This window comes from Paenibacillus sp. JMULE4 (assembly GCF_013337105.1).
GTDB lineage: Bacteria > Bacillota > Bacilli > Paenibacillales > NBRC-103111 > Paenibacillus_G > Paenibacillus_G naphthalenovorans.
On sequence record NZ_SGWF01000014.1, the window covers coordinates 462,468 to 484,460 of the forward strand.

Genomic DNA, 21,993 nt, shown 5'->3' on the forward strand with positions numbered 1-21,993 from the left:
TTTTCAATGATTTTGCTGGCCTGTTTTTAAGTTACCATAGACAAACAAATTCTTTTTCTTTTATCCGTTTTTCCTCAAGTACTTGAAAAGCATCATCTATTTCAGTGAGATCAACCCCGATGTCGCAAATATAATTCATCAGAATCACTCCAATTTATTTTGATATATCAGTATTTATTATGATATATTGATATTATATTAGGGATTAAACTTTCTGTAAACCACCGCTTATGAAAGGATGAACATCTATGCCTTTACGAACAATAACTCCCACTGAATTTGACTATCTAAAAACTTGTGAGCTTGGGGACAGGCTAAAATTTTTCCGTAAAGAAGTTGGCAAGCTCCATTCATTAAAATCTTATACTATCACGGCAATGAGCGAACGCATCGGAGTGAGTCATCAAACCGTTATCGCCATTGAACGCGGAGATTCCAAAAAACCAGCGTATCAACTCATGTATAAAATCACTCAAGACCTTGGCATCCCATTCGAAGCATTAACGGATGAATTTTATCAGGGAGATTTTCGATTGATAACCATCGGAGAGCCGATTCAATCTGACATTTCCAACAGGAACGATGCTTCCTTATCATTCATTGGTGCTATCATCTATCAGATTTTCACGGATGGGATGATGCGGTTTATTCATGACTTCCAATCGTCTCAACCCATGAACAAGGAGCAATTTATATCAACACTGAGCCGATTCATTACCGAATTCGAATCGCATAAAAAAACGGAAGAATTGTTTCACCAACCACACCCAATGGTAAAAGCCGCTACTCTATACAACGAAAGGGACAAGTATCCAAACGCATTCCCCATTTTTCCGCGTTCTGAGTGGAATGAGCATCATAACAACTTCATCAAAAAATATGAAGCAAAAGGAGAAGATGAACGATGACCAAACTGAAAGCCGCCCTGTATGCCCGCGTAAGTACCGAGGAACAAGCCAAAGAGGGATACAGCATTGCCGCCCAAATCTCTGAAATCAAGAAATATGCGGAGCAAAACGGCTTCGAAATTGTCGATGAATATGTGGATGAAGGTGCAAGCGGCAAAAGTATCGCAGGCCGCCCACAGATGAAACGGCTTCTTAAAGACGCTAGTCAACAAAAATTTGGAGTTGTCATCATTTACAAAATAGACCGTCTGGCCCGCAAATTAAAAGACGCCTTGGAAATCAGCGAAACATTGGAAAGAAACAACGTGAATCTCATTAGTCTCAATGAAAAATTCGACACGACAACTGCCTTTGGTCGGACGGCATTCCAGATGATATGTTCATTCGCTGAACTTGAACGCAATAACATTGTTGAACGTGTAAAACTGGGCATGGAACAAAGAGCAAAAGAGGGCAAGTACAACGGGGGAAAGGTATTGGGTTACGACAGTATCGATAAGAAGCTTGTAATCAACGAATTTGAAGCTGTCATCGTCCGCAAAATCTTTGATTATGCCAATCAAGGACTTGGATTTAAGGCCATTACTCGCCGTCTAAATGAAGAGGGCTATCGTACTAAAATGGACAAGCCATTCAACGTTTTCGGGATTAAGACGATCCTCAACAATCCAATCTATATCGGAAAGATACGGTATAACCAGCTTCAAAACTGGTCGGAGAAACGTCGCAAAGGGAAGAATCCCGATTACTTGCTTGTTGATGGAACACATGAGCCGCTGATTACAACTGAGTTATGGGAAAGCGTTCATCAGAAGTTGGTCCAACGTTCGTACAAGCCATCTCGATCACACCAGCCATACATTCTAAGCGGACTGCTAAAGTGCCCTGTCTGCGGTCATGGAATGGTTCCTGCCCGCTCCAAAGGTGCCGGAGGTAAATCGTATCGATACTACGTATGCGGACAATTCCATAACAAAGGAAAAGCTGTATGCCGCTCGAATATGATTCGGGCCGATGTTGCTGAAGAACAAGTGCTTCAGGAACTTATAAAAGTAGCATCCCGCTCTGATATCCTGCGGCAACTGGTCGATAAAATCAATACAATGCGCTCAAATGCCGACGCTCCGATTGTGGAGGAAAAGAAAGCTCTCATCGCGGAATTGAATAAGAACAGCAGGCATTTGCAAAAGATCAAAGAGAACATCTTGAACGACCCTGATCTGACTGCAATTTTCAAAGATGACCTGAAAGAAGCGCACGCCAGACAAGAACAGCTTCAAAAGCGATTGGAGGCTCTTGAAGCTGAAATGGCAGAGAAGAACAAAAAACCGGTTGATTATGATGCCCTGCAAAATTTATTCACCCGAATTCAAAAGGCACTTCTGCAAGCAGATGCGGATGAACAAAAAGCGTTACTTCGATTGATGGTAGAAAGCATCCACATTACAAAAGACTCTCCTAAGAGAGTTGGACGGCAAATTACCAAAATCAATCTGCATTTCGACTTTACTATCGACGCATTACAAAGAGATTCCGCTTCCCTGCTTGCCCGCCTCGCTTCGACACAACAAAGCGATTTCACTGCGCCGCTGGAACATTTCGTGTTGGATAGCCTGAACAACATAACGGAAGAGAAACTCGGGGACTTGATGAAGTCCCTTAATATTTTACCTTTAGCGATGATACGGTTCGCCGTATTTTACCCTGGGATTCAGCTGCACCGCCTGCAGGATCAAACGCTCTCCTTCTTCCACCGCTCCGAGCTTCAGCTTGCAGATTCCCTTCTCGCTCAGCACATCCGCAGAATCCTCCATGACCTCGCCTACCTGATCCAGCAGTTCAAGCGCAGCAGCGTATTTTTTTTGTTCCATATAGATTCTGGCAATATCCAGCTTGGTCGATGTATGGTGCGGACTCAGGCGAAGCTCCTCTTTAAGCTTCGACAAGCGCCGCGATCTCTTGAGAGGCTTGAGCACGCTCGGTGTCATTCCAATAAAGCGGCGATCCAGCAAATAAAAAAGGATGATAACCACAATAATGGCCACAAAAGGATTGCCCAGAATCCACCACAACAAGGAAAAAATCAATAATTTGCCCATTCTTCATCACTTCCCGCCTTCATATCATCTTAGCCGATTGTACCATATTTTGCTGTAAAGTGAACAATACACGAACGCTGGCGCGATCCGCCATCCCAAAACCCTTTATTTTGCAGTATAAGCATGATATAGCATAATGATAAAAGAAACGGCAAAACATTTTAAAATTGCCCGGCTTACCTGTGAACGTTCTCTGAACATGCAGGAATTCGGTGAATGGGTCGCGAATGGATGAGCTTATAAGGCAAGCCGATCAGGAGGACCGAAGGAATATGAATAAAGCACAAGCCGGCAAATGGCGGAAAACAAGGCAAATGGGAAAAGCGAAATATGTAATGTATTACGGAGTAGTGACCTGGGGACTGCTGCTGACCTTTTTCTTTACGGCTGTCGAATGGTTCTCCCAACAGTCTTTCAACGGATCATGGTTTACAATTCGTCTCGTGGTGTTTAGTATCGTCGGATTCTTCATTGCCAATTTTCGCTGGGATGCCAATGAAAGAACATTTTTGACTAAAGATGCAGAGTAAGGAGCCGGTTTGAGGCAAAGAGCTATATATAAATAATTCACTTGACTTTAGTAAGTGACATGGTTTATTATACTTACGTTAAGTAAGTTGTTGAACATTTAATTTCTTCATACTAAAGGAGGCTGCACCATGTCTAATGTATTATTTATCAAAGCGAACGACCGCCCTGCCGATCAGGCGATCAGCGTAAAGCTGTACAATACTTTTTTGGAGAGCTATAAAAAATCCCATCCGGCGGATACAATTACGGAGCTGGACCTGTTCGCGGAAAATCTTCCTTATTACGACTCCACTTCCATGACCGGTATGTACAAGCTTGCTAACGGTATAGAGCTGACTGCCGAAGAAAAGCAAGCGACCGACATCGTTAACCGCTATCTGAACCAATTCCTGGCTGCTGATAAAGTGGTTATTGCTTTTCCATTGTGGAACTTCACTGTCCCTGCACAGCTGATCACATACCTGACTTACCTCTGCCAAGCAGGTAAAACGTTCAAATATACCGCTGAAGGCCCTGTAGGACTTGCCGGCGACAAAAAGGTAGTCCTGCTTAACGCTCGCGGTGGCGTTTACTCTGAAGGTCCGGCGGCTCAATTGGAAATGTCGCTTAATTACGTCAAAACCATCATGGGCTTCTTCGGAATCAAAGATATTGAAGTAACGGTTATCGAAGGACACAATCAATTCCCAGATCGCGCACAATCCATCGTGGAAGAAGGACTGAACCAAGCTTCCAAGCTGGCTGCTTCCTTCTAAGGATACGCAAACGAAAAGACTCCCGGTCCGGTACGCCGAGCCGCGGAGCCTTTTTTTATCCTATGCGCAAAAAAATAACCCGTAATCGTTTGGATTACAGGCCGTCAAGGGATATATATTAAAAAGGGGGTCGATATTTATTATAGACCGGCAACATTAATATCAAATAAAAGACAGATTACAGTTTTGTTACAAAACATCCGGGAAAGTCATCCTTTGGTGGACGCAGGCTCTCCGCCCGTTTTCTTTTTCATGACGAATTGGGCGAAAAACAGCAGCACCTCGTTGTTTACAAACGAAATCAATAATCCGAACAAGCCGAACATGCGTGAAAAATGGTGATCCGGTCCTGCAAACACCGACGCCCACCACCAGCAGGCAGGAAATGTAATGATCATGTTAACCGCAGTTCCCGCCAAAAAAGACCAAAGAAGCTTCCCGGTTTTGATCATGGAGCCGATTCCTACCAGACCTGTCAAAATACACCCGGCCCCCAGGATGAGCCAATATATGGAGTCATATGTCAAGGCGATTCACTCCCAAAAGTTGACCTAACATGCAGCGCTTCAACCACAAGATTACCATGAAAACGTTGGCCATACAACCAGCCTTCTCCGATTGTCTTGAAACTGTCATTAGTTTGGGGACAATGTCGATGATCATCATCGCATTACAAAAACCGTTCGCATGTTTCACGCAAACGGTTTTTGTTTGAATGGACAGATTCATACCGGCATGATCCAGACGATTTGGGAAATTCGGACATAAACCGGCTTTCCGTCAGCTTGCTGCACCACGACATGATTCCGGCTTTACTTCCCTTAAGTCTCCGGAAACACTCCCCCTGATCGTCTCAACCACCAGCTTTTTGCCGAGGACAGCTCGAAGCGTTTGGACGACGAACGGGTCTACCTGAAATACCGGCTGAGGCTGGGCGACATGCGGTTGGTTCATTATGTATAAATCCTCCTCATATCATTAACATTCTCTTGCACATATGCTTCGGGAATTTAGGCTATTCGTGGTACAATAGTTTATATAGACCGGTGAATGAAGGGGGATTCCATGACAAGCCGTCAAGACTTATATGAGTTGGAAGAAACATTCAGACAATTATTTCGCAGGATAAGAACAAGCTGGTCCCGATTTGAAGAACAGGGTGTATCGGCTTCCCAAGCGATTATTTTGGAAAAATTGGATAGCGACGGGCCGCTCAAGGTGTCCCAAATCGCCGAGGCGCTGTGGATTACTTCCGGTGCCGTTACAACGTTATCCGACAAACTGATTGCCGGAGGCTTTGCCAAAAGAACCCGGTCGGAGGAAGACCGCAGGGTTGTCATGATGGAGATTACGGATAAAGGCCGGGAAGTCATTGAAGCCTTGAGAGCTCATAAGAAGAGAGTGGTCGAGGCTTATTTCGGGGATTTACCCGAAGAGGATGTCCGTCATTTAACCCGCATTTTCAAACAGATATTAAGCAGGGAAGAAATATTATAACCGCTGGCCGCTGCCGCATCTAAGAAGTACTTAAGAACGCAGTTTATTAAGCAGCGGTACACGGTATCTGTTGAGAATGGCCAGAATAACATAGTAGCCTATAACAGAGAATACGACGCTGTTGATCAAGGCGCCCACTGTAAAATCAATGCCTATCTGTGCCCGGCTTTGAACGTTCTCTGCAGCTTCCATATACTCCACTTCATCGATTTCGATTTCCGCAGGAGTATGTCTGCTGAAGAGCAAAGATACGAGCCCGCCGATTTTATAATTGAGGTAGAACAGGGCCGGCCAAAGAACGGAACCGACGGCGGCGGATGCCAGAGCGGCCGTTACACTGGCCTTAAACAAGCGCGCGAGGGCGGCTGAAAGAATGGCTCCTATGCCGAAAGTAGGCAGCCAGCACGGAACAAAACCGACAACAAGTCCAAGGGCGACATGACGGTCGGCAGATTTTACCCGGAGCAGCCGGATCAGGGTCAATCTCCATTTTCTTGTCCATTTCATCATTCCGTCTCCATAAGATCTGATAAAAACGAATAGGAGCCATGGTTTACCGGGCTCCTATTCGTTTTAGTCTTTTTATGACGTTCATTTCCATTATAGCCGCCCATTCGGCCGCTGACAAGGATTAGCTAGCCATCATAAATTCCGCATCATCGGGATCAACTTTTGGAGGAACGGTTCATACGATAATAGCAACAAAACCGAAAGGGAGCGTGTCCGTATGTACCATACGATTCAGCTTCTGATGTGGTTGGCGTTGTTCGGAGCGATCCTCATTGGATTTATCGTCGTTTTACTTCAACTTCTTGCGAACGATTCAACGGAGTACGATATGGAATTTTTGTGGAATCATCGGTATACGCTGGAAGACTTGCATTTGAATCAAGATGACAATAAAAATGAATGAATGTCGGAAGACGGCCCTGCTGGCCGTTTTTTGTTTACTGCATAATAAGCATGATCAGATATGCTCCAATGTTCGCTTCGCTTGATTGATCGGGGAACAGCCCTGCTTATCCCCCGGAGTCTTGGACCGAAGCCGATGAGCCGTCTTTTCCTTCCACCCGTGAAGCTTGAAGCACCAGAACAAACATCAGCGCATAGAACAGAACCAATGCCCACAAGGCCTGTTGTATGGACAGACGTTCCATAAGCCATCCCGTCAGCAGTGGAACGAGTGCGCCGCCAACCCCGCCTGCCGCGATCAGCATGCTGGTGATCCGTTCCTCCCTTCCACGGAAGAACTCGTTGGCATAAACAAGCGCAACGGCAAACATGCCTGACATCACAAGTCCAAGGAGCAGAATCAGCGTAAAGCTGGCTGCTGCTCCGCTTGCCATGTTAAATCCGGCCAAAATTACGGCGCCTCCTAAAGACCCGAGCAGTAAATAACGGGTTTTGCCTACCTTCTCCGCCAGTTGAGCGGCAAATAATCTCCCGACGGTTATTGCGCCCCAGAAACAGGTTGCCCCGAGTGCTCCGATCTCCGGTTTAACCCCGACATTCTCAACAAGTATGGACGGCAAGAAGTTGGCCACGCTCATCTCGGTCCCTACATAAACCACAAATACAAGTAAAAACAGGATCAACAGCGTCCAGGAACCGCCGCTCATTCTCAGCCGGGTACGGGCTTCTGCGGCCTGCCCCCCGTCCTGCCGTCCCATCAAACTCTGCATTCTGCCCAGAGGCAGCTTCGCCCAAAGGACCAGTACGATCACGGAAAGGAGGCTCAAGCTCAGGAAAGCGCCCCGCCACCAGCCGGCGGCGATGAAGGCGGAAGAGAAAAGCGGCATCAATAGAGCGCCTAAGCCGAAAAATACCTCCAGCCTTGCCATGGATGACGTTTTTTGACTACCCTCCATATATTGAATCACTAAAGCACCGATAATGGTCTCCACCATTCCGAATCCGAAGCCGGCCACGGGTGCGACGGCGAGCACAAGCCCCCAGGCCGGCAGCGAAAAAAAGACAAGCTGCGCTGCACTCAGGCAGAACAGACACATCAGGATAGCTCCCCTTTTCCCAAGCTGTCGGGCGCACCATGGGCCTGCGAGCACACCGATCAGAAACCCCGTGAACTGAAACGATACCAGAAGACCGCCATCGCTGTAATCCTTGTTATAGTAAACCAACATTTCAGGAAGAAGAGATCCCATAATGACATGGGCCAATCCGATCAACAGATACGACAAACAACCGTTCCAAAAAAACGCCCTCATCTACTCCACCCGTTCTTAAGCTTCTTTTGATTGTATCTGACCTGCAGCTGCGTTTTAAAGCAAACATCTTTGCGGCAGCGCGTACCGGCTCGTGAAAATTTAGTCAAGCATAAAACCTCTTGAGCTCCGCCATGCTAAAAAAGCAAGACCACTTTATTTAACGTGAAGCAAAGGAGCTGACAAGGGATGAGCCATTCCAAACGACGTGAGGAAAACCAATGGAAAATCCGTAAGCAAACTCAGCGACCGCACGGTAAAATCAAGTCTCTTGCACAATACTCGACTGAATACGATGCGGAACATCCGAAAGAGTAATCGAGTAGGAGAGGGCGACTAACCCCCGTCCTCTCACCTATGAAAAAGTGCAAGTCCCTTGTTCAAAAAATATGTATTGCTTGATTTGGATCGAAAAATGGCAATAACAAACTGGACCGGGCCATTTTCGTTTTTTGACCCTGCCTGCATTTTCCCTGGCTTGCTTAATAACCAATCATAATCTAAGGTCGGTTTTGTCAAGGCGCTCTCCCTACCAGAATCCATCGCAGTGTTGCTCGGCCCTCTTTCGTTATGTTCCCCGTATAACGCGTTTTCCGGATTGATGAACGGATGGCACAAGTCCGGCATAGCATGCTAGCTTCTTTGGAGAAAGAAATCTTGTCACATCCCCAATTTCTGCAAGGATGGTTAAAGCACTCAACACCGATATGCCCGGTATACCCATAAGTAAGGGTACATTAGGGTTTTTCTTGGCCCTTGCCCTTGGCTAACGGTAGACGCTCGCCAGCCCCCGTTCGGGACTTTCACCCTAGAGATGACGCCCATGCTGGGCGTACACAGCCGAGGATACCACCGTGGCGAGGCCCGTGGGGTCCTTAGATTTTTTATCTTGCCGAAACACAATTGCGTCCGTTTTTTTGGAAGCGTACAACGCTTGATCCGCACGCACCAGCAGCGCTTCCGCCGTATCGCCTTTTCTTAAAGAAGAGATGCCAAAGCTCGCCGTGATCCGGTAGGAATCCAGCGCTTGCCGTTCCACTTCGCTTCGCAGCATCTCTGCCACGATCATCGTTTCATTCATGTCGAGCCCCGGGACAATAACCGCAAATTCTTCCCCTCCGTATCTGGCGAACACCATATGATCCGGCAACATTCTTTGCACGATACCGGTAACGTGCCTCAACAGCCTGTCGCCTTCCGCATGACCATAGGTATCATTAAACCATTTGAACCGGTCGATATCCATCAGGATCAGGCTGAACGCCTCTCCCTCCGATGTTGCCCGTTCGAATGCCAAATCAAGAGATTCATCAAAGTAACGCCGGTTCCCGATGCCGGTTAAACCGTCCAGATACACCTGCCGCCGGCTCTGTTCAAAATGCTCCTTCAGCATCAGCCGCATATGTTCGATATGATCGAAAAGCTTGCCAAGCTCATCATTTTTTTTCAGGGACGGCACAGGCACATCAAACTTTTGCCGGGCATATCCTTCGACAGCGGAGCTTAACTCTTTGATCGGCCGGATAATCCGCCGCAGCTTCTGAACCACATCGGTTACGACCAGGCCTATCACCAGCGCACAGACGGCAATGGACGTATACAACATTTTTGTAATCCCGGATGTGTAAGCTTTGGATACTTCCGATTGCTTGGCGTGAAGCATACGGGAAATTTCCATGGACCTGTTGCGAAAATCATCGGCGATCGTTTTTCCTTCGAGCAGCTCCCCGGTCGTCAATGTTTTGCCATTTTTCAAGGCTTCCAGTGATCCGTATTTGTCCTGCCAATGCATGCCCGCTTCTACTAATTTCCGGATAGGTTCGAGAAATTCAGGATAAGCGGTGACAGCGTTTTGCAATTCCCTCACCGATTGTATGTAGTCCGATGATGAACTCTCAAAAGACTGCAAAAACGCTGCGTCTCCGGTCAAATGATAACTTTGCCGGGCGGTTACCTGATCGATAAACGCTTTTTGCAAAATAAGCACATGTCTCGAAACTTTCTCCAACTGCATGATTTCTTCATTCAATCGGTTCAGGCAACCATTGATCCATATAATCATAAACAGAAAAAATAGTCCCAGAATAAAAATCATGCGAGTCAGACTTTCAATTATATCGGAACCAAAATGATGCTTCGGAAGGAGTCTGCGCCATACTTTGTACATGGAAAACTCCTCCCTTGTCCAAGACTGTAGTATATATAGTCCTATCATAAGATTTCATTATTTCTTTTTCAACAAATATTGTAAAAAAAAAAAAATAAAGATAGGCCGTCAACCGGAAGGCCCATCATTTCATTGCTTGCGCCTTCTGACGTTCTGCTCGTCAGAAGGCGCTCTGAAGGCCCGGTTACCGTTTCGTCAACTGCTCCTGGGCCATGCGGATCATTTCCCGTACCATACGTCCGCCGATCTGGCCTCCGATTTTGCCTGCCTCCTCGGTGGATAGGTTTCCGTTATTCGCGGTCTGCAAGGGAACGCCTAACGAACGGGCCACCTCGTATTTCACCAGATCGGGGCGGTCCCGGCTCACCGAATATCCTGCACGCTGCATCACTTCCGCCTTAAGCATATCCAATCCATGTCCAGCCCCCGGTACAAGAGGCCTTCTCCCTCTTCTTCTCGCCATCTTGTTATGGCTCCTTTCTTTCGTCAGTAAGTTTGACAGAACAAATGTTCCGTTTTATAATTCGTTTATAGAACATATATTCCTATTTCAGGTGAAAGGATGGATGTTAAAGTGGCTTTGCCAACAACCTTTGAACCGCTTCATGCCAAGCAGGTGCTGAATCCGGTTAAAGCCCCATCCATGCCGTTTGACTGGTCTATTAATCCTTACCGCGGCTGCCAGCACGGCTGCAGCTTCTGTTATGCCCGCTCCACTCATTCGTTTCTGGGCATGGATGCGGATGATACGTTTCAGCATCATATTTTATATAAAAACAATGCCCGCGAGGCTCTCGAAGCTCAGGTTGTACGCATGCTCCGCTCAAAAAACGGACGGGGAAAGCTGGGCAAAGTGGCCATCGGCACGGCAACGGATCCTTACCAACCGCTCGAAAGCCGTATGCTGCTCACCCGCCAATGTCTGGAAGTGCTTGCGGCTTACCGGATTCCAGTCAGCATTACGACCCGTTCCCCGTTGATTTTGCGCGATCTGGATATCCTCAAGAAGCTTACCGGCAGCTCCGTCAACATCAGTCTGAACACATTGGATAAGGAAGTGTGGCGTCATTTTGAACCCATGACTCCCTCGCCGCAGCGAAGGCTGGAAGCTTTAGAGCGCTTAACCGGGGAAGGTGTGGAAGCCGGCATTTTTATGGCGCCAATCCTTCCCTTCTTGACGGATGGCCCGGGTTCAATGGAACAAGTCGTTAAGCATTCGTCCGAGGCGGGTGCTCATTTTATTATGGGATCGGTGCTCCGGCTGAACACGAATGCCGTGAAGTCATGGTTTTTCGGTACGCTGCGCGAGCATTATCCCCAAATGCTGGAACCCTTTGCGAAGCTGTACAGCCGCTCTCCATACGCTCCAAAGCAGTACAGAACTGAAATCATGGACCGGCTTCATGCGCTGCTGCAAAAATATCGCGTGCCCGCTTACCGGCCGTTCCTTCAAGAAAACGGCGGACCGGCGGACCTTGATCCAACATCGTCCGAGCCTGTCCAATTATCCTTTACATTCGACTAGATGATTTAACCGGAACGCTGCTTCGCCTTGATTGCGTGACGCCATGGATGGGCTAACTGTTTCTCATCGCCCGCTTAAACCAGCGGTACGCAAAAACCAAAATCGCTCCCCAAAACAGCAGCCCGAGAATCGAGAATATGCCGTACGGCGTACCGAACCCGTACCCCCAGCCAAAGAAGCCGAACGGATTCAAAATACTGCCCAGGATGGCGCCGGCAGCCAATCCGCCGAACCATCCGCCCAAGCCGGTTCCTGGTCTGGGGGCCGCTGCGCCTCCTCCGGGGGGAACGGCGGTTCTGGGGTTGTTTCTTGCATAATCGCCGGGCGTCCTTGGAGCGGTTCCCGTGCCGGGCGCAATTCCCCCGGTTCTTCCGCCCGTATAAGAGCCTCTGCCCGATCTATACCTGTTGGCCTCATACCTGCCGGTATCATCCGTACTCTGCCATTGTTCTTCATAGGGTACAACGCTCTTGGCTTGAACAGGATGGATTGCAAAGAACAGCAGTAAGATCGATGCCAAAAGATAAAGCTTTTTCATAATACCTCCCTCAGAATATACAGACATCTTAAGGTAAGTATTCATCCGTACGGCAGATGCTATACAAGTTCAGCTTTGCGAGGATTTGACAGCCCGCCCAAGCACGCTCAACCACTATATCGGAGAACCGGGACAGGCCTGGGCGATGATCCAAAAGGTTTTTCCCACTCGCTTAATAGTTGGACCTGATTACTTGATAATCCACAATTTTGAGGGTGGCTGAATCCAGTGTGTACATGACCTCGACATCATCGCCGGCTATCGTCATGCGAAGCCGATTTTCGGCTGAATCCTGTTCCCGCTTCACTCTCAAGTCATCTTCGATCATGGCGATGGATACATAGCCGATCGGAATGGGTTCATAGCCTCCGTCTACCGGTCTGTTCTGGTTGGCAAACATCCGTTCAGCCATTGCGGGATCATACACTTCCTGAAGCCTGCTTGTGACCAGCTGCTTATCGCATTCGTTCAACCATACACCTTCAGGATAAATCCCGGCCGTTTGCAGAGTCCACTTTTCGATATGCGCAAACTTCTCCCACAGCTCTTTATCCGGCCGTTTAAGATCCTCTGCGCTTACGCTAACATCCGGACGGATCAGCCGGAAGCCTTCGAGTAATTGTCCGGAGCTTTCTCGCATCGCTGCAGCATCGGCTGCTTCCTCTGCAGGCAAATCCGCCCCTCCACTCTCTATCGCATACCCGTAAACCCAACCGTTATGCTCCCGCAAACGGACAGCCGTCCCTGTCCCCGGCCATTCCTTCTCCGTATACTGCTTGATGGTAAACAGAAGTGCCTTCCGATCAGGCTGGGATGGCGAAATATAAAAAAACGAGACTTCATCCGGACCTTCCTTTATCTCAAGCGGCTTGCCGAGCCAAACGTCCGGAAGCTGCACGTCAAACCCATGGGCTTCGCTTACATAACGCCGCAGTTTGGTAGAATGCGTGGTCAGGCTGTAATAAACGCTGTCCGATACGGATGCCAATCTCGTCGACGAACCGCTTTCCGTCTCCAATCGCCCTTCCTTCCATATTCCTTCTGCAATGACCTCCCCGAACAGGGACGCCAGCTTGCCTTCCCCCTCTGCCCGGCCTCCCGAGAAGGTGCCGGTAAACATGACTCCGTTCGGATAAATAACGGTTTTCCGCTGTGATAAGGCTGGCGCCTCCCGGTCCGGAACCCATTTTATTCCGTTGCTTAGATAGGAAAAGCCCCCCGGTGTTCGTTCTCCGTAAGAAAACATTCCCGCGTACTCCAGCGTACCGTCAGCTCTGTACGCCTTACCCCATCCATGAAACTGGTCATGTTTAAAGCTGCCGCTGTATTGTAGTGTTCCGTCTTTGTTGTACAGCTTTCCTGAGCCGTGAGCGAGCCCGTTTGCCATTTCCCCTTCATAAATCAAACGACCTTCCGCGCTGTACAGCTTTCCCCGACCGTTCGGCACACCTCCGAACAATTCACCCTCATACCGGCTTCCGTTCAAATATACGAATGTTCGCGCTTCCGGAGCCTCTTCAATGATCAGGACGCGCTTGGCTTCATCCCAATCCAGCTTCATATCCAAATGCTGCAGGGCGGTTGCCGGAAGGTAAGCGGTTCCGTCCACCAACCTCGGAGGGACGGGCAGATCGAGCATATTTCCATTAAAGGCCCCGCGGCTATAACCGATACTGACCTTCAACGAATGATTTTGGTTTCCGGTTTGCTTCTCTGCCGTAATAGTCTGATCCTCATCGTACCAGGTGATCTTCCATCCGGACGCCTCCAGCACTTCACGCAGAGGAATGAGAAAGCCGGCCTTTTCTTCGATCGGCGCATGCTGCAGCTTCAAGTTTTTCCCATTCAAATGAACGGCTGCTGAAGACGCCGGAGCGTCCGCTTGTGCTGATGCGGGAATCAGTAAGCCCAGCAAGGTTATCCAAGCAAGCATTTGTTTACTCTTCATACCCAGTCCCCTATCATCCCGGATTGCCTTTCTTGTTCATTAGACGTATCCAGGGAGATGCAGGTTGCAGTATATTTACCCAAAAATACGAAAAAAAGGAGCACAGCCAACGATTGTTCTAATTGGCAGCGCCCCTTTCTGGTGTTTGTTATCTCGTTTCCCGATGAAGCGTCACTTTGTTCAGACGCGGGCAATATTTTTTCAGCTCCAGCCGGTCAGGGTGGGTTTTCTTATTTTTGGTGGTCGTATAATTGCGGTCCCCGCATTCGGTACACGCCAAGGTTACGATAACTCGCATATGGACAGCTCCTTTTTGTTTGATTTTCAGATATCACTGCTGGGCAAATGCCGCTTCCAACTGCTCGGAGGAAGCGTTCGGCAGCTCATCCTTCAGCTTTTTCCAATCGGATTTCATCTCTTCCGGCGTCAGCAGGCAGGCATCCAGCTCGGAAGCAAAGCGCTCTTGATCCATGCCGATACCGATAAAGACCACCCGGTTTATCCGGTCACCATACTCGGCATCCCAATGCTTCAAAAGCTCAGGCTCCTCGGCAAGCACCGCTTGACGCTCCGTTTCGGGCAGGGAAGCGACCCAGTATCCTGCCGGCCCGAATTGGATGGACGGGCCTGCCTGACTCAGGCTTTGTGCGAGCTCATTACGGCTTGCCAGCCAGATCGTCCCCTTTGCGCGAACGATTTCCCCGGGCCAATCGGCCATCCACTCGGTCAGTCTCTGCGGATGAAACGGCCTGCGGCGCTCATAGACGAACGACGATATGCCGTACTCATCCGTTTCCGGTGTATGCTCCTCCTTTTCCAGCTCATGAATCCATCCGGCTGAGGTGCTGGCCGCATCAAAATCAAACAAGCCGGTGTTCAAAATGTCATGCGGGTCCACTTGGCCGTAATCCGTCCGGATCAGCTTGGCGCGCGGCTGCAGCTTGCGCAGTACCTGTTCAAGCTCATTCAGCTCCTCGGGCTCCACCATGCCGCATTTGTTCAAGATCAGCACATCGCAAAATTCGATTTGACTGATCAATAAATCGACCACGTCACGCGTATCGTCTTCACCTACCGCCTGCCGGCGGTCGAGCAGCGTTTCGCCGGAAGAGAAATCGTGCCAGAACCGGTAAGCATCAACCACCGTGACCATCGTATCGAGACGGCAAATTTTCGACAAGTCAATGCCGTGCTCCTCATCGATGTAAGTGAAGGTTTGCGCCACAGGTACCGGTTCGCCGACGCCCGTCGATTCGATGAGAATGTAATCGAAACGACCGTCCCGCGCCAAGCGCTCCACTTCCTTAAGCAAATCCTCACGCAGCGTACAGCATATACAGCCGTTCGACATTTCCACGAGCTTCTCTTCCGTACGTGAAAGACCGCCCCCGTCCTTAATCAGCTCCGCATCGACATTCACTTCGCTCAGGTCGTTCACGATGACCGCGACCTTCAGCCCTTGGCGGTTATTCAATACGTGATTCAATATCGTAGTCTTACCTGCGCCCAGATAGCCGCTCAATACCGTAACGGGAATTTTGTTTTTTCTTTCAAGCATACTCAGGCTCCTTTTATACGTAATTATTACAATTAAATATATTGTATATCAACAACACCTATGTGTAAATAGTATTTTTTACGATTATGAATTATGATGCGTTATCTGTCTACCGCATGAAGCACACAGGTTCTTCGAATGGACGCACTTCGCCTCCCAGATGGTTTTGTGGGATCGGAACTCCCGGTTAAACCAAAAGGAGCCGATCGTCCCGATCGGCTCCATGTGGATGTATGGTCGTTGAAAAAATGGTATACTTTTTGCCGGCTGCTGTTCTTGTCCCTTCTTGATTGAGCCGTCTTAATCTAAAATCGATACGGTCGCGGATTAAACTACCTCGTAGCCTTGATCTTCAATGGCTTCCTTAATGGTCTCAATAGTTAACTTGCTCTCATCGTAATCCACGGTAACCGTCTTGCCGCTCAAATTTACTTTCCCCTCGGCACCCAGCTCTTTTATGGCTTTTTCAATAGAGTTTACACATATGATCTATGCAGTTCGTGTCATTAACTGGTAAACGGTGGTTTTTGCTGCACAAATGTCACTAATTTCTCGAAATTAGGACGAAAAACCACTTGACATTTTGGAAACACCCCCATAATCGCGAAGGATACCTCTATTTGCAGGGTATATCTTCTAGATTATAGGTGGTTTGCCAATGTCAGCGTTACAAAAACTGAGATTTACTGAGCTCAATCATAGTGAATGCGCGGGAGCCCCCGTCCTAAAAAGTTTGTGGGATCGTTTTGACTTCTCTCTGCTGCTCTCCCAATCCGGCATGATGAAGCGTAGTGGAACACCGTCTTGGCTCCTTTGCTTCCTTTATGTCGTCGGTCTCGTTTCCAATTGTTCATCCGTTGTTCAAATGGCACAGTTAGCCGACAAGGATGCCTTGCTGAAAGTCATGTTCCAGCCCTGGAAGCTCACTCAGTATACGTTGAGCCGCTTCTTCACGACTAGCTTTGCCTGGATGACCTTTGGAAAAAAGCGTGTCGAGCGATTGCAGCAAGATACCCTGACCCGACTCTCCGATGGGGATGTGGTCAATCTCGATGATACGCATAGTGCGCATCCCTACGCCAAACAACTTCCGTTTCTCAGCTGGCTCTACGACCATTCCACAAAAACATATGCATGGGCGATGAATCTTGTGGTCCTGCAAGCTGTCCTAAAAAGCGGATTGGAATATCCGTTGTTTTACCGCGTGTGGCATAAGCCGGAAACGAAGGGTGAGGGTCTTACGAAGCTGGATCTGGCCAGACAGATGCTTTTGATGCTGCGTGAATCCGTCACATGCCGACTGTGGGTGGCGATGGACCGGTGGTATCTGTGCAAGAAATTTTTCGTATTCCTAGAAGAAAACAACTTTGATTGGGTAACCAAGGCCAAGCGCAACACCGCTTTATTCCGTAAAGTCATTGAACCCGGTACCCGTCGAGAACGCTTCGTGCCGCTGACTCCGGTCATGCTCATCCGCGAAGTGTTCAAGGATTTGACTCGTCAAGCGACATCCGGATTGAGTTCCATTTCCATTCCGGGTATTTACATGAAGCGCCCTTACACCACTATAAATCGAAAAGGAAAGCAAGTGACCAAACAACGATTTGTACCGATCGCCGCTGTTGTCGCCATGCGATTAAAGGAAGATGAACAACCCGATTCGAATCCCGTCCAGACAGAAGAGGAAGAGTCCCCTGCCACTTACAGAGGCGCGTACTTGCTCATCAGTAACCGCTTTGATGCGCCGGAGCAAGCATTGCAGACCTACGTAAAACGCTGGCGGATCGAAGTGTTCTTTCGTGCAGCCAAGCAGGAACTGGCTTTTGAAAAGTGCCATGCCCAATCCGAAGCGCATCACCATGCTCATTTCGAGCTATTGTTCGCCGCTGAGACATTATTAGCCGTTGCGCTTTTCGAACTGAACAAAGAAAAAACGAGTGATGAAGGCTACACCCACGGCGAAATGGTTCGTGGCCTCTTCCACACTCGTTGTCAGGTTCGCGTGAAAAACCACAAGGGCATTCAGCGAATCTCTATTGATTGTGACATACAAGTGCGGCAATTTGCAAGACTAATTGAATTGTTTTGGCCAGAGCATTATTTAATGCTTCTTTGGGTTACACCCAGACCAGAACTTTACCAGGTCTTACCACGAACTGCATAGGTCATGTACACAATGATTGCAGGACATTCCTTCCACCTGCAGCGTTGCCTGTTTCATCCTTACCACTCCTTCTTATTTCATCAGTTTATTCATGGTGACCAAAATTTCGTCAATGACTTCATGATCGCCGGATTGGATACGCTCGATAACGCAGCTTTTCATGTGATTCTCAAGGAGTAGCTTGCCAACACCGTTCAAGGCCGATTGAATCGCTGCAATCTGATTCAGTACATCGTCGCAATACGTGTCTCTCTCAATCATACCTTTGACACCCCGGATTTGCCCTTCGATCCGATTTAAGCGGCTGATCAAATTGCTTTTCGTCTTGTCCGAGTGATGACTCCTGCGCTCCTCTGTATTGGAACAGCACGAGATGTCTTCAGTGGCTCCATTTAAATGATCCATGGCGTACCTCCTCACACCAATAGAATATAATACCCCTATGGGGTATGTCAAGCCGACCCTCTTCAGCTCACCTCGATCAGCCCGGACAAAGAAAATAACGTTTGAATCCCGCCTGCTGCCGAGAATTCAAACGTTATTTCATTTACGCGCCCGGGAAGGCGCAGAACCGATTTACCGGGACCGTCCCGCTTCCTTCAGCGTCTTCAACGTCTTCATCACACGATTCCCGCCGCGGCCGAAGTAGTCCTGCAGCCGGACGTATTCGCGATACAACAGCTCATACGTCTCCGTGTGCTCCAAATTCGGTTCATAGGCCTCCTCTCTGACCCTTCCCATGGCTGCGGCGGCTTCCCGTACGCTGTCGTACCCGCCGGCCGCCGCCCCGGCGGCAGCGGCTCCATAGATGGCCGCGCCAAGCGCAGTCGTTTGCGAGGAGGCCGCAACTTTGATGGTACGCCCGGTGACATCGGCGAATATTTGCATCAACAGCCGGTTGCGCTCCGGCAGACCGCCGCAAGCATAGAGGTCGCGCACCTCGACTCCGCCTTCCTCGAACGTATCGATAATGCGCCGGGTTCCGAATGCCGCCGCTTCCAACAGGGCACGATAAATATCTTCCGGCCTCGTCGATAGGGTGCATCCGATCAAGCAGCCGGAAAGATCCGCATTCATGATCGGCGAACGGCTGCCGTTCCACCAATCCAGGGCCAACACACCACTTTCGCCGGGCGCCAGCCGGGAGGCTTTACGCTCGAGCAGGGCATAAACGTGCAGCCCCTCGGCCTCCGCTTCAAGCTTCACATGCGCCGGAACCGCCTGATTCACATACCATGCGAACAAGTCTCCGACCGCCGGCTGTCCGGCTTCGTAGCCGAAAAGCCCAGGCACAATCCCGTCCTCGACGACGCCACATATGCCCTCCGCGTACACTTCCTTCTCGCTAAGCAGCATGTGGCACAGCGAGGTGCCCATGGCCAGCACCATGCTGCCGCCGCTGACCACGCCGACGCTCGGTACAGCCGCATGAGCGTCGATGACCGCTACGGCTACTGCCGTTCCCGGACTCAGCCCGAAACGGCTTGCAGCCTCTGCGCTCAGGATTCCCGCCCGGGAACCGATCGGCTTGACCTCTCCCCGCAGCTTGGTCTCATACAGATGCTCAAGCCGGGGATCCAGCGCCTTCAGAAATTCCCGTGCAGGGTAACCGTCCTGCTTATGCCATATTCCCTTATAGCCTGCATTGCAGCTGCTGCGGGTCAGTTTCCCGGTTAACTGCCACACAAGCCAATCCGCCGCTTCCACGAACAAATCCGCCGCATCATACAGTTCGGGAGCTTCATTCAATATCTGCATCACCTTGGGCAGCATCCATTCCGAAGAAATCGTTCCGCCGTACCGGGCAAGAAACGGCTGATCGGTTTGTTTCGCCAGCTCATTGATCCGATCCGCCTCCGGCTGCGCGGCATGATGCTTCCACAGCTTCACCCAGCTGTGCGGCTCAGACCGGTACTCCTCCTTGCGGCACAGCGGAATGCCGCAGCTGTCGACGGGAAGCATGGTGCAAGAGGTAAAATCAATACCGATACCGATCACATCCTGCGGATCAACCCCGGAGGCTCGCAGCACTTCCGGAATGGAAAGCGAAAGCACCTCCAGATAATCATCCGGATGCTGCAGCGCCCAATCCGGCTCCAAGGGCTGTCCCCCGGGCAGCCTGCGGTCCATGACACCATGGGGATACGCGGTCACATGAGTGGCCAGTTCCTCGCCGGTAGCTGTGTTAACCAGCAGCACGCGGCCGGATTCCGTTCCATAGTCGACGCCTAAAACGTACTTCCCGCTCAACGTCCCCGACCTCCCGCATACAGCGGCCCATAAGCCGCGCACGCCCGAAAATCGGCTCCTTCCGCATCCGCCGTGCCGAAGGCGCTCCACGCGCTTGGGCGGAAGCATTTCTCCGCAGGCACATTGTGCATGCTGACCGGAATGCGCAGCATCGACGCGAGCGTTATCAGGTCCGCCCCGATATGACCGTAGCTCAGCGCACAGTGGTTGGAGCCCCAGTTATTCATGACCGAATATACATCCTTAAAAACGCCTTCGCCCGTCAGATTAGGCACAAACCAGGTGGTCGGCCAAGTCTGATTCGTACGCTGATCCAGGATATCGTGAACATCCTGCGGAATGTCAACGGTGTAGCCTTCCGCCAGCTGAAGAACAGGTCCCAGCCCTTTGACGAGATTGATCCGGGCCATCGTTACCGGCATTCCGCCCTTCGTTTGGAAATCCGTCGAGAAGCCGCCGCCACGGAAGAAATCGACGGCCGGACACCACTTTGTCGCCTGAAGACACTTCTCTACTTCTTCCCCGGTAATTTCCCAGAACGGCTTCATCGCAGGCGCTCCGTCCTTTGTTTGCTGTCCCGTGCCGTCCAGTGCCGCCGGACCCGAGTTAATCAAGTGGATGATACCTCCCGCGGCCATGCCCTCCAGCTCTTTGCCCGTCACACGCTTCACCGCTTCAGGACTCCAATACGTACGGACATCCGCAAAAATCTGAGCCGCATCCGTAAGCAAATGCCCCAGCAGCATCGTCACCGCATTCAATGTATCGTTCTCGGTAGACATGATATACGGCTCCCGAATCCCGTTCCAGTCAAAGGATGAAGTCAGAATCGCTTCCATAAAATCCCCGTTTGGGTAATGATCCGTCCACTGACGCTGGCCTTGAAATCCTGCGGCAATAGCATGGTGTCCGAGCGCTTCTTCTCCGTAACCCATTTCCGCGAGCTTCGGATTGCCGACCATCAGGTCGCGTGCAATCAGCGTCATTTTCACAACGGTCTCCCAATCGCGGTCCTTCTGCTCGCGTGTCCGCTTCAGGTGATCCGGGTTCACATCCTCGCCTTCCCTGCAGTGCTCCTTCACCCAGCGCAGCGCCTTTTCGTATTCCTCCTTATCGTAAATTCCGCGTTCCATGCGGCGTACAAACTCGGTCATATCCACATATTCGTTGCGCATGCCCAAATATTCATGGAAAAAGCTTTCGTCAGCGATACAACCGGCGATGCCCATGGATACCGAACCCAAAGACAAATACGCCTTCCCGCGTATCGTGGCCACCGCCAAACCGGCTTTGGCAAAGCGGATCAGCTTCTCCTGCACGTCGGCCGGAATCGAGTCATCGCCAAAATCCTGTACATCTTTACCGTAGATGCCAAAGGCCGGTAAGCCTTTCTGGTTGTGTGCCGCCAGCACGGCAGCCAGGTACACCGCTCCCGGGCGGTCAGTTCCGTTAAAGCCCCATATCGCTTTCGGGATCAATGGATCGGTATCCATCGTCTCCAGAGGATAGCACCAGGAAGGCGTCACCGTAATGGATACGCCGACCCCTTCGCGGGCGAACTTCTCTGCGGTTTGCGCTGCTTCCGCCACACCTCCGATGCAGGAATCGGCAATCACGCATTCCACCGGCAGGCCGTTCGAATGGCGTATGTTCTCGGACAGCAGCTTGGCTACGGCATGAGCCATGTTCATGGTGATGTCTTCCAGCGACTCGCGAATTCCGCCCCGACGACCGTCTACGGTCGGACGGATTCCGATTTTGGGCATTGGGACATTCAGTCGGTTTACGATGGGTGTACTCATGATGAGTTGGGCCTCCTCATATAAATAGA

The 21,993-nt window shown here is 50.0% G+C and carries 25 protein-coding genes and 1 pseudogene; 9 read left to right on the forward strand and 17 right to left on the reverse strand.

The window, feature by feature from the left end:
* The first annotated feature begins 248 nt into the window (after positions 1–248).
* Both EXW96_RS15165 and EXW96_RS27550 read left to right on the forward strand, forming a co-directional pair.
* Positions 249–908, forward strand: a complete 660-nt coding sequence (locus EXW96_RS15165; protein WP_174350889.1) for a helix-turn-helix transcriptional regulator — start codon at positions 249–251, stop codon at positions 906–908.
* Positions 905–1,942: pseudogene (locus EXW96_RS27550) on the forward strand (recombinase family protein); the annotation flags it as partial. The gene EXW96_RS15165 and the pseudogene EXW96_RS27550, both read left to right, overlap by 4 nt.
* Positions 1,943–2,581: 639 nt before the next feature.
* On the opposite strand, the gene EXW96_RS27555 reads toward EXW96_RS27550, so the two are convergent.
* Positions 2,582–3,007 carry a tetratricopeptide repeat protein gene (locus tag EXW96_RS27555; RefSeq protein ID WP_309225120.1) on the reverse strand — a complete coding sequence of 142 codons (426 nt, stop codon included), beginning with the start codon at positions 3,005–3,007 and terminating at the stop codon, positions 2,582–2,584.
* 272 nt (positions 3,008–3,279) lie between these two features.
* On the opposite strand from EXW96_RS27555, the gene EXW96_RS15175 reads away from it, so the two are divergent.
* A complete protein-coding gene (locus EXW96_RS15175; RefSeq protein ID WP_174350891.1) occupies positions 3,280–3,537 on the forward strand; it encodes a hypothetical protein in 258 nt (85 codons plus the stop codon).
* Positions 3,538–3,666: 129 nt separating this feature from the next.
* Positions 3,667–4,293, forward strand: a complete 627-nt coding sequence (locus EXW96_RS15180; RefSeq protein ID WP_174350892.1) for an FMN-dependent NADH-azoreductase — start codon at positions 3,667–3,669, stop codon at positions 4,291–4,293.
* Positions 4,294–4,502: 209 nt separating this feature from the next.
* On the opposite strand, the gene EXW96_RS15185 is transcribed toward EXW96_RS15180, so the two are convergent.
* The 3 genes from EXW96_RS15185 to EXW96_RS15190 all read right to left on the reverse strand — a co-directional run bounded on the left by EXW96_RS15185 (position 4,503) and on the right by EXW96_RS15190 (position 5,247).
* Positions 4,503–4,820, reverse strand: a complete 318-nt coding sequence (locus EXW96_RS15185) for a hypothetical protein (RefSeq protein ID WP_074727817.1) — start codon at positions 4,818–4,820, stop codon at positions 4,503–4,505.
* 198 nt (positions 4,821–5,018) lie between these two features.
* Entirely contained in the window at positions 5,019–5,090 is a 72-nt protein-coding gene (locus tag EXW96_RS28575) for a DUF2642 domain-containing protein (protein WP_375256457.1), read from the reverse strand.
* Positions 5,074–5,247, reverse strand: a complete 174-nt coding sequence (locus tag EXW96_RS15190) for a DUF2642 domain-containing protein (RefSeq protein ID WP_375256453.1) — start codon at positions 5,245–5,247, stop codon at positions 5,074–5,076. Before EXW96_RS15190 ends, EXW96_RS28575 begins: the two co-directional genes overlap by 17 nt.
* 111 nt (positions 5,248–5,358) lie before the next feature.
* On the opposite strand from EXW96_RS15190, the gene EXW96_RS15195 reads away from it, so the two are divergent.
* Positions 5,359–5,790, forward strand: coding sequence for a MarR family winged helix-turn-helix transcriptional regulator (locus EXW96_RS15195; protein ID WP_174350893.1), 432 nt, complete (start codon positions 5,359–5,361; stop codon positions 5,788–5,790).
* A 30-nt stretch (positions 5,791–5,820) separates the two neighbouring features.
* Here EXW96_RS15195 and EXW96_RS15200 read toward each other — a convergent pair whose 3' ends face one another.
* Positions 5,821–6,300 carry a DUF2062 domain-containing protein gene (locus tag EXW96_RS15200; protein WP_174350894.1) on the reverse strand — a complete coding sequence of 160 codons (480 nt, stop codon included), beginning with the start codon at positions 6,298–6,300 and terminating at the stop codon, positions 5,821–5,823.
* A gap of 217 nt (positions 6,301–6,517) precedes the next feature.
* Here EXW96_RS15200 and EXW96_RS15205 point away from each other — a divergent pair, with 217 nt between their 5' ends.
* On the forward strand, positions 6,518–6,703 hold the full coding sequence (locus tag EXW96_RS15205) for a hypothetical protein (RefSeq protein WP_062407055.1): 186 nt from the start codon (positions 6,518–6,520) through the stop codon (positions 6,701–6,703).
* Positions 6,704–6,809: 106 nt separating this feature from the next.
* Here the strand turns inward: EXW96_RS15205 and EXW96_RS15210 are convergent, their stop codons facing one another.
* The gene (locus EXW96_RS15210; RefSeq protein ID WP_174350895.1) at positions 6,810–8,015 is read right to left on the reverse strand and encodes an MFS transporter; all 1,206 of its coding nucleotides are present in this window, start codon (positions 8,013–8,015) and stop codon (positions 6,810–6,812) included.
* 186 nt (positions 8,016–8,201) lie between these two features.
* On the opposite strand from EXW96_RS15210, the gene EXW96_RS27560 reads away from it, so the two are divergent.
* Positions 8,202–8,330: a DUF6254 family protein gene (locus EXW96_RS27560; protein WP_254611394.1), complete on the forward strand. Its 129-nt coding sequence runs from the start codon at positions 8,202–8,204 to the stop codon at positions 8,328–8,330.
* A 250-nt stretch (positions 8,331–8,580) separates the two neighbouring features.
* Here the strand turns inward: EXW96_RS27560 and EXW96_RS28580 are convergent, their stop codons facing one another.
* The 3 genes from EXW96_RS28580 to EXW96_RS15225 form a co-directional block, all read right to left on the reverse strand.
* A complete protein-coding gene (locus EXW96_RS28580; protein ID WP_375256454.1) occupies positions 8,581–8,736 on the reverse strand; it encodes a transposase in 156 nt (51 codons plus the stop codon).
* Between the two features lie 84 nt (positions 8,737–8,820).
* The gene (locus tag EXW96_RS15220) at positions 8,821–10,179 is read right to left on the reverse strand and encodes a sensor domain-containing diguanylate cyclase (RefSeq protein ID WP_174350897.1); all 1,359 of its coding nucleotides are present in this window, start codon (positions 10,177–10,179) and stop codon (positions 8,821–8,823) included.
* 184 nt (positions 10,180–10,363) lie between these two features.
* The gene (locus EXW96_RS15225) at positions 10,364–10,642 is read right to left on the reverse strand and encodes an alpha/beta-type small acid-soluble spore protein (protein ID WP_137669915.1); all 279 of its coding nucleotides are present in this window, start codon (positions 10,640–10,642) and stop codon (positions 10,364–10,366) included.
* 111 nt (positions 10,643–10,753) lie between these two features.
* On the opposite strand from EXW96_RS15225, the gene EXW96_RS15230 reads away from it, so the two are divergent.
* On the forward strand, positions 10,754–11,704 hold the full coding sequence (locus EXW96_RS15230) for an SPL family radical SAM protein (protein ID WP_256832001.1): 951 nt from the start codon (positions 10,754–10,756) through the stop codon (positions 11,702–11,704).
* Positions 11,705–11,756: 52 nt separating this feature from the next.
* On the opposite strand, the gene EXW96_RS15235 is transcribed toward EXW96_RS15230, so the two are convergent.
* The 5 genes from EXW96_RS15235 to EXW96_RS15255 all read right to left on the reverse strand — a co-directional run bounded on the left by EXW96_RS15235 (position 11,757) and on the right by EXW96_RS15255 (position 16,237).
* Positions 11,757–12,242, reverse strand: coding sequence for a hypothetical protein (locus EXW96_RS15235; protein WP_074727801.1), 486 nt, complete (start codon positions 12,240–12,242; stop codon positions 11,757–11,759).
* 172 nt (positions 12,243–12,414) lie between these two features.
* On the reverse strand, positions 12,415–14,190 hold the full coding sequence (locus EXW96_RS15240; protein WP_174350898.1) for a stalk domain-containing protein: 1,776 nt from the start codon (positions 14,188–14,190) through the stop codon (positions 12,415–12,417).
* 148 nt (positions 14,191–14,338) lie between these two features.
* Entirely contained in the window at positions 14,339–14,488 is a 150-nt protein-coding gene (gene rpmG / locus EXW96_RS15245; protein WP_137669913.1) for a 50S ribosomal protein L33, read from the reverse strand.
* 33 nt (positions 14,489–14,521) lie between these two features.
* Entirely contained in the window at positions 14,522–15,748 is a 1,227-nt protein-coding gene (locus EXW96_RS15250) for a GTP-binding protein (RefSeq protein WP_174350899.1), read from the reverse strand.
* 327 nt (positions 15,749–16,075) lie between these two features.
* On the reverse strand, positions 16,076–16,237 hold the full coding sequence (locus EXW96_RS15255; RefSeq protein WP_309225121.1) for a cation transporter: 162 nt from the start codon (positions 16,235–16,237) through the stop codon (positions 16,076–16,078).
* Positions 16,238–16,406: 169 nt separating this feature from the next.
* Here EXW96_RS15255 and EXW96_RS27565 point away from each other — a divergent pair, with 169 nt between their 5' ends.
* Positions 16,407–17,912 (forward strand): transposase, encoded by a 1,506-nt coding sequence (locus EXW96_RS27565; protein WP_254611197.1) that lies wholly within the window; start codon positions 16,407–16,409, stop codon positions 17,910–17,912.
* Positions 17,913–17,984: 72 nt separating this feature from the next.
* On the opposite strand, the gene EXW96_RS15265 is transcribed toward EXW96_RS27565, so the two are convergent.
* The 3 genes from EXW96_RS15265 to EXW96_RS15275 all read right to left on the reverse strand — a co-directional run bounded on the left by EXW96_RS15265 (position 17,985) and on the right by EXW96_RS15275 (position 21,964).
* Positions 17,985–18,317: a metal-sensitive transcriptional regulator gene (locus tag EXW96_RS15265; RefSeq protein ID WP_054819715.1), complete on the reverse strand. Its 333-nt coding sequence runs from the start codon at positions 18,315–18,317 to the stop codon at positions 17,985–17,987.
* Between the two features lie 171 nt (positions 18,318–18,488).
* Entirely contained in the window at positions 18,489–20,162 is a 1,674-nt protein-coding gene (locus EXW96_RS15270) for a ribulokinase (RefSeq protein ID WP_174350900.1), read from the reverse strand.
* A complete protein-coding gene (locus EXW96_RS15275) occupies positions 20,159–21,964 on the reverse strand; it encodes an L-fucose isomerase (protein WP_174350901.1) in 1,806 nt (601 codons plus the stop codon). Before EXW96_RS15275 ends, EXW96_RS15270 begins: the two co-directional genes overlap by 4 nt.
* Positions 21,965–21,993: the final 29 nt, after the last annotated feature.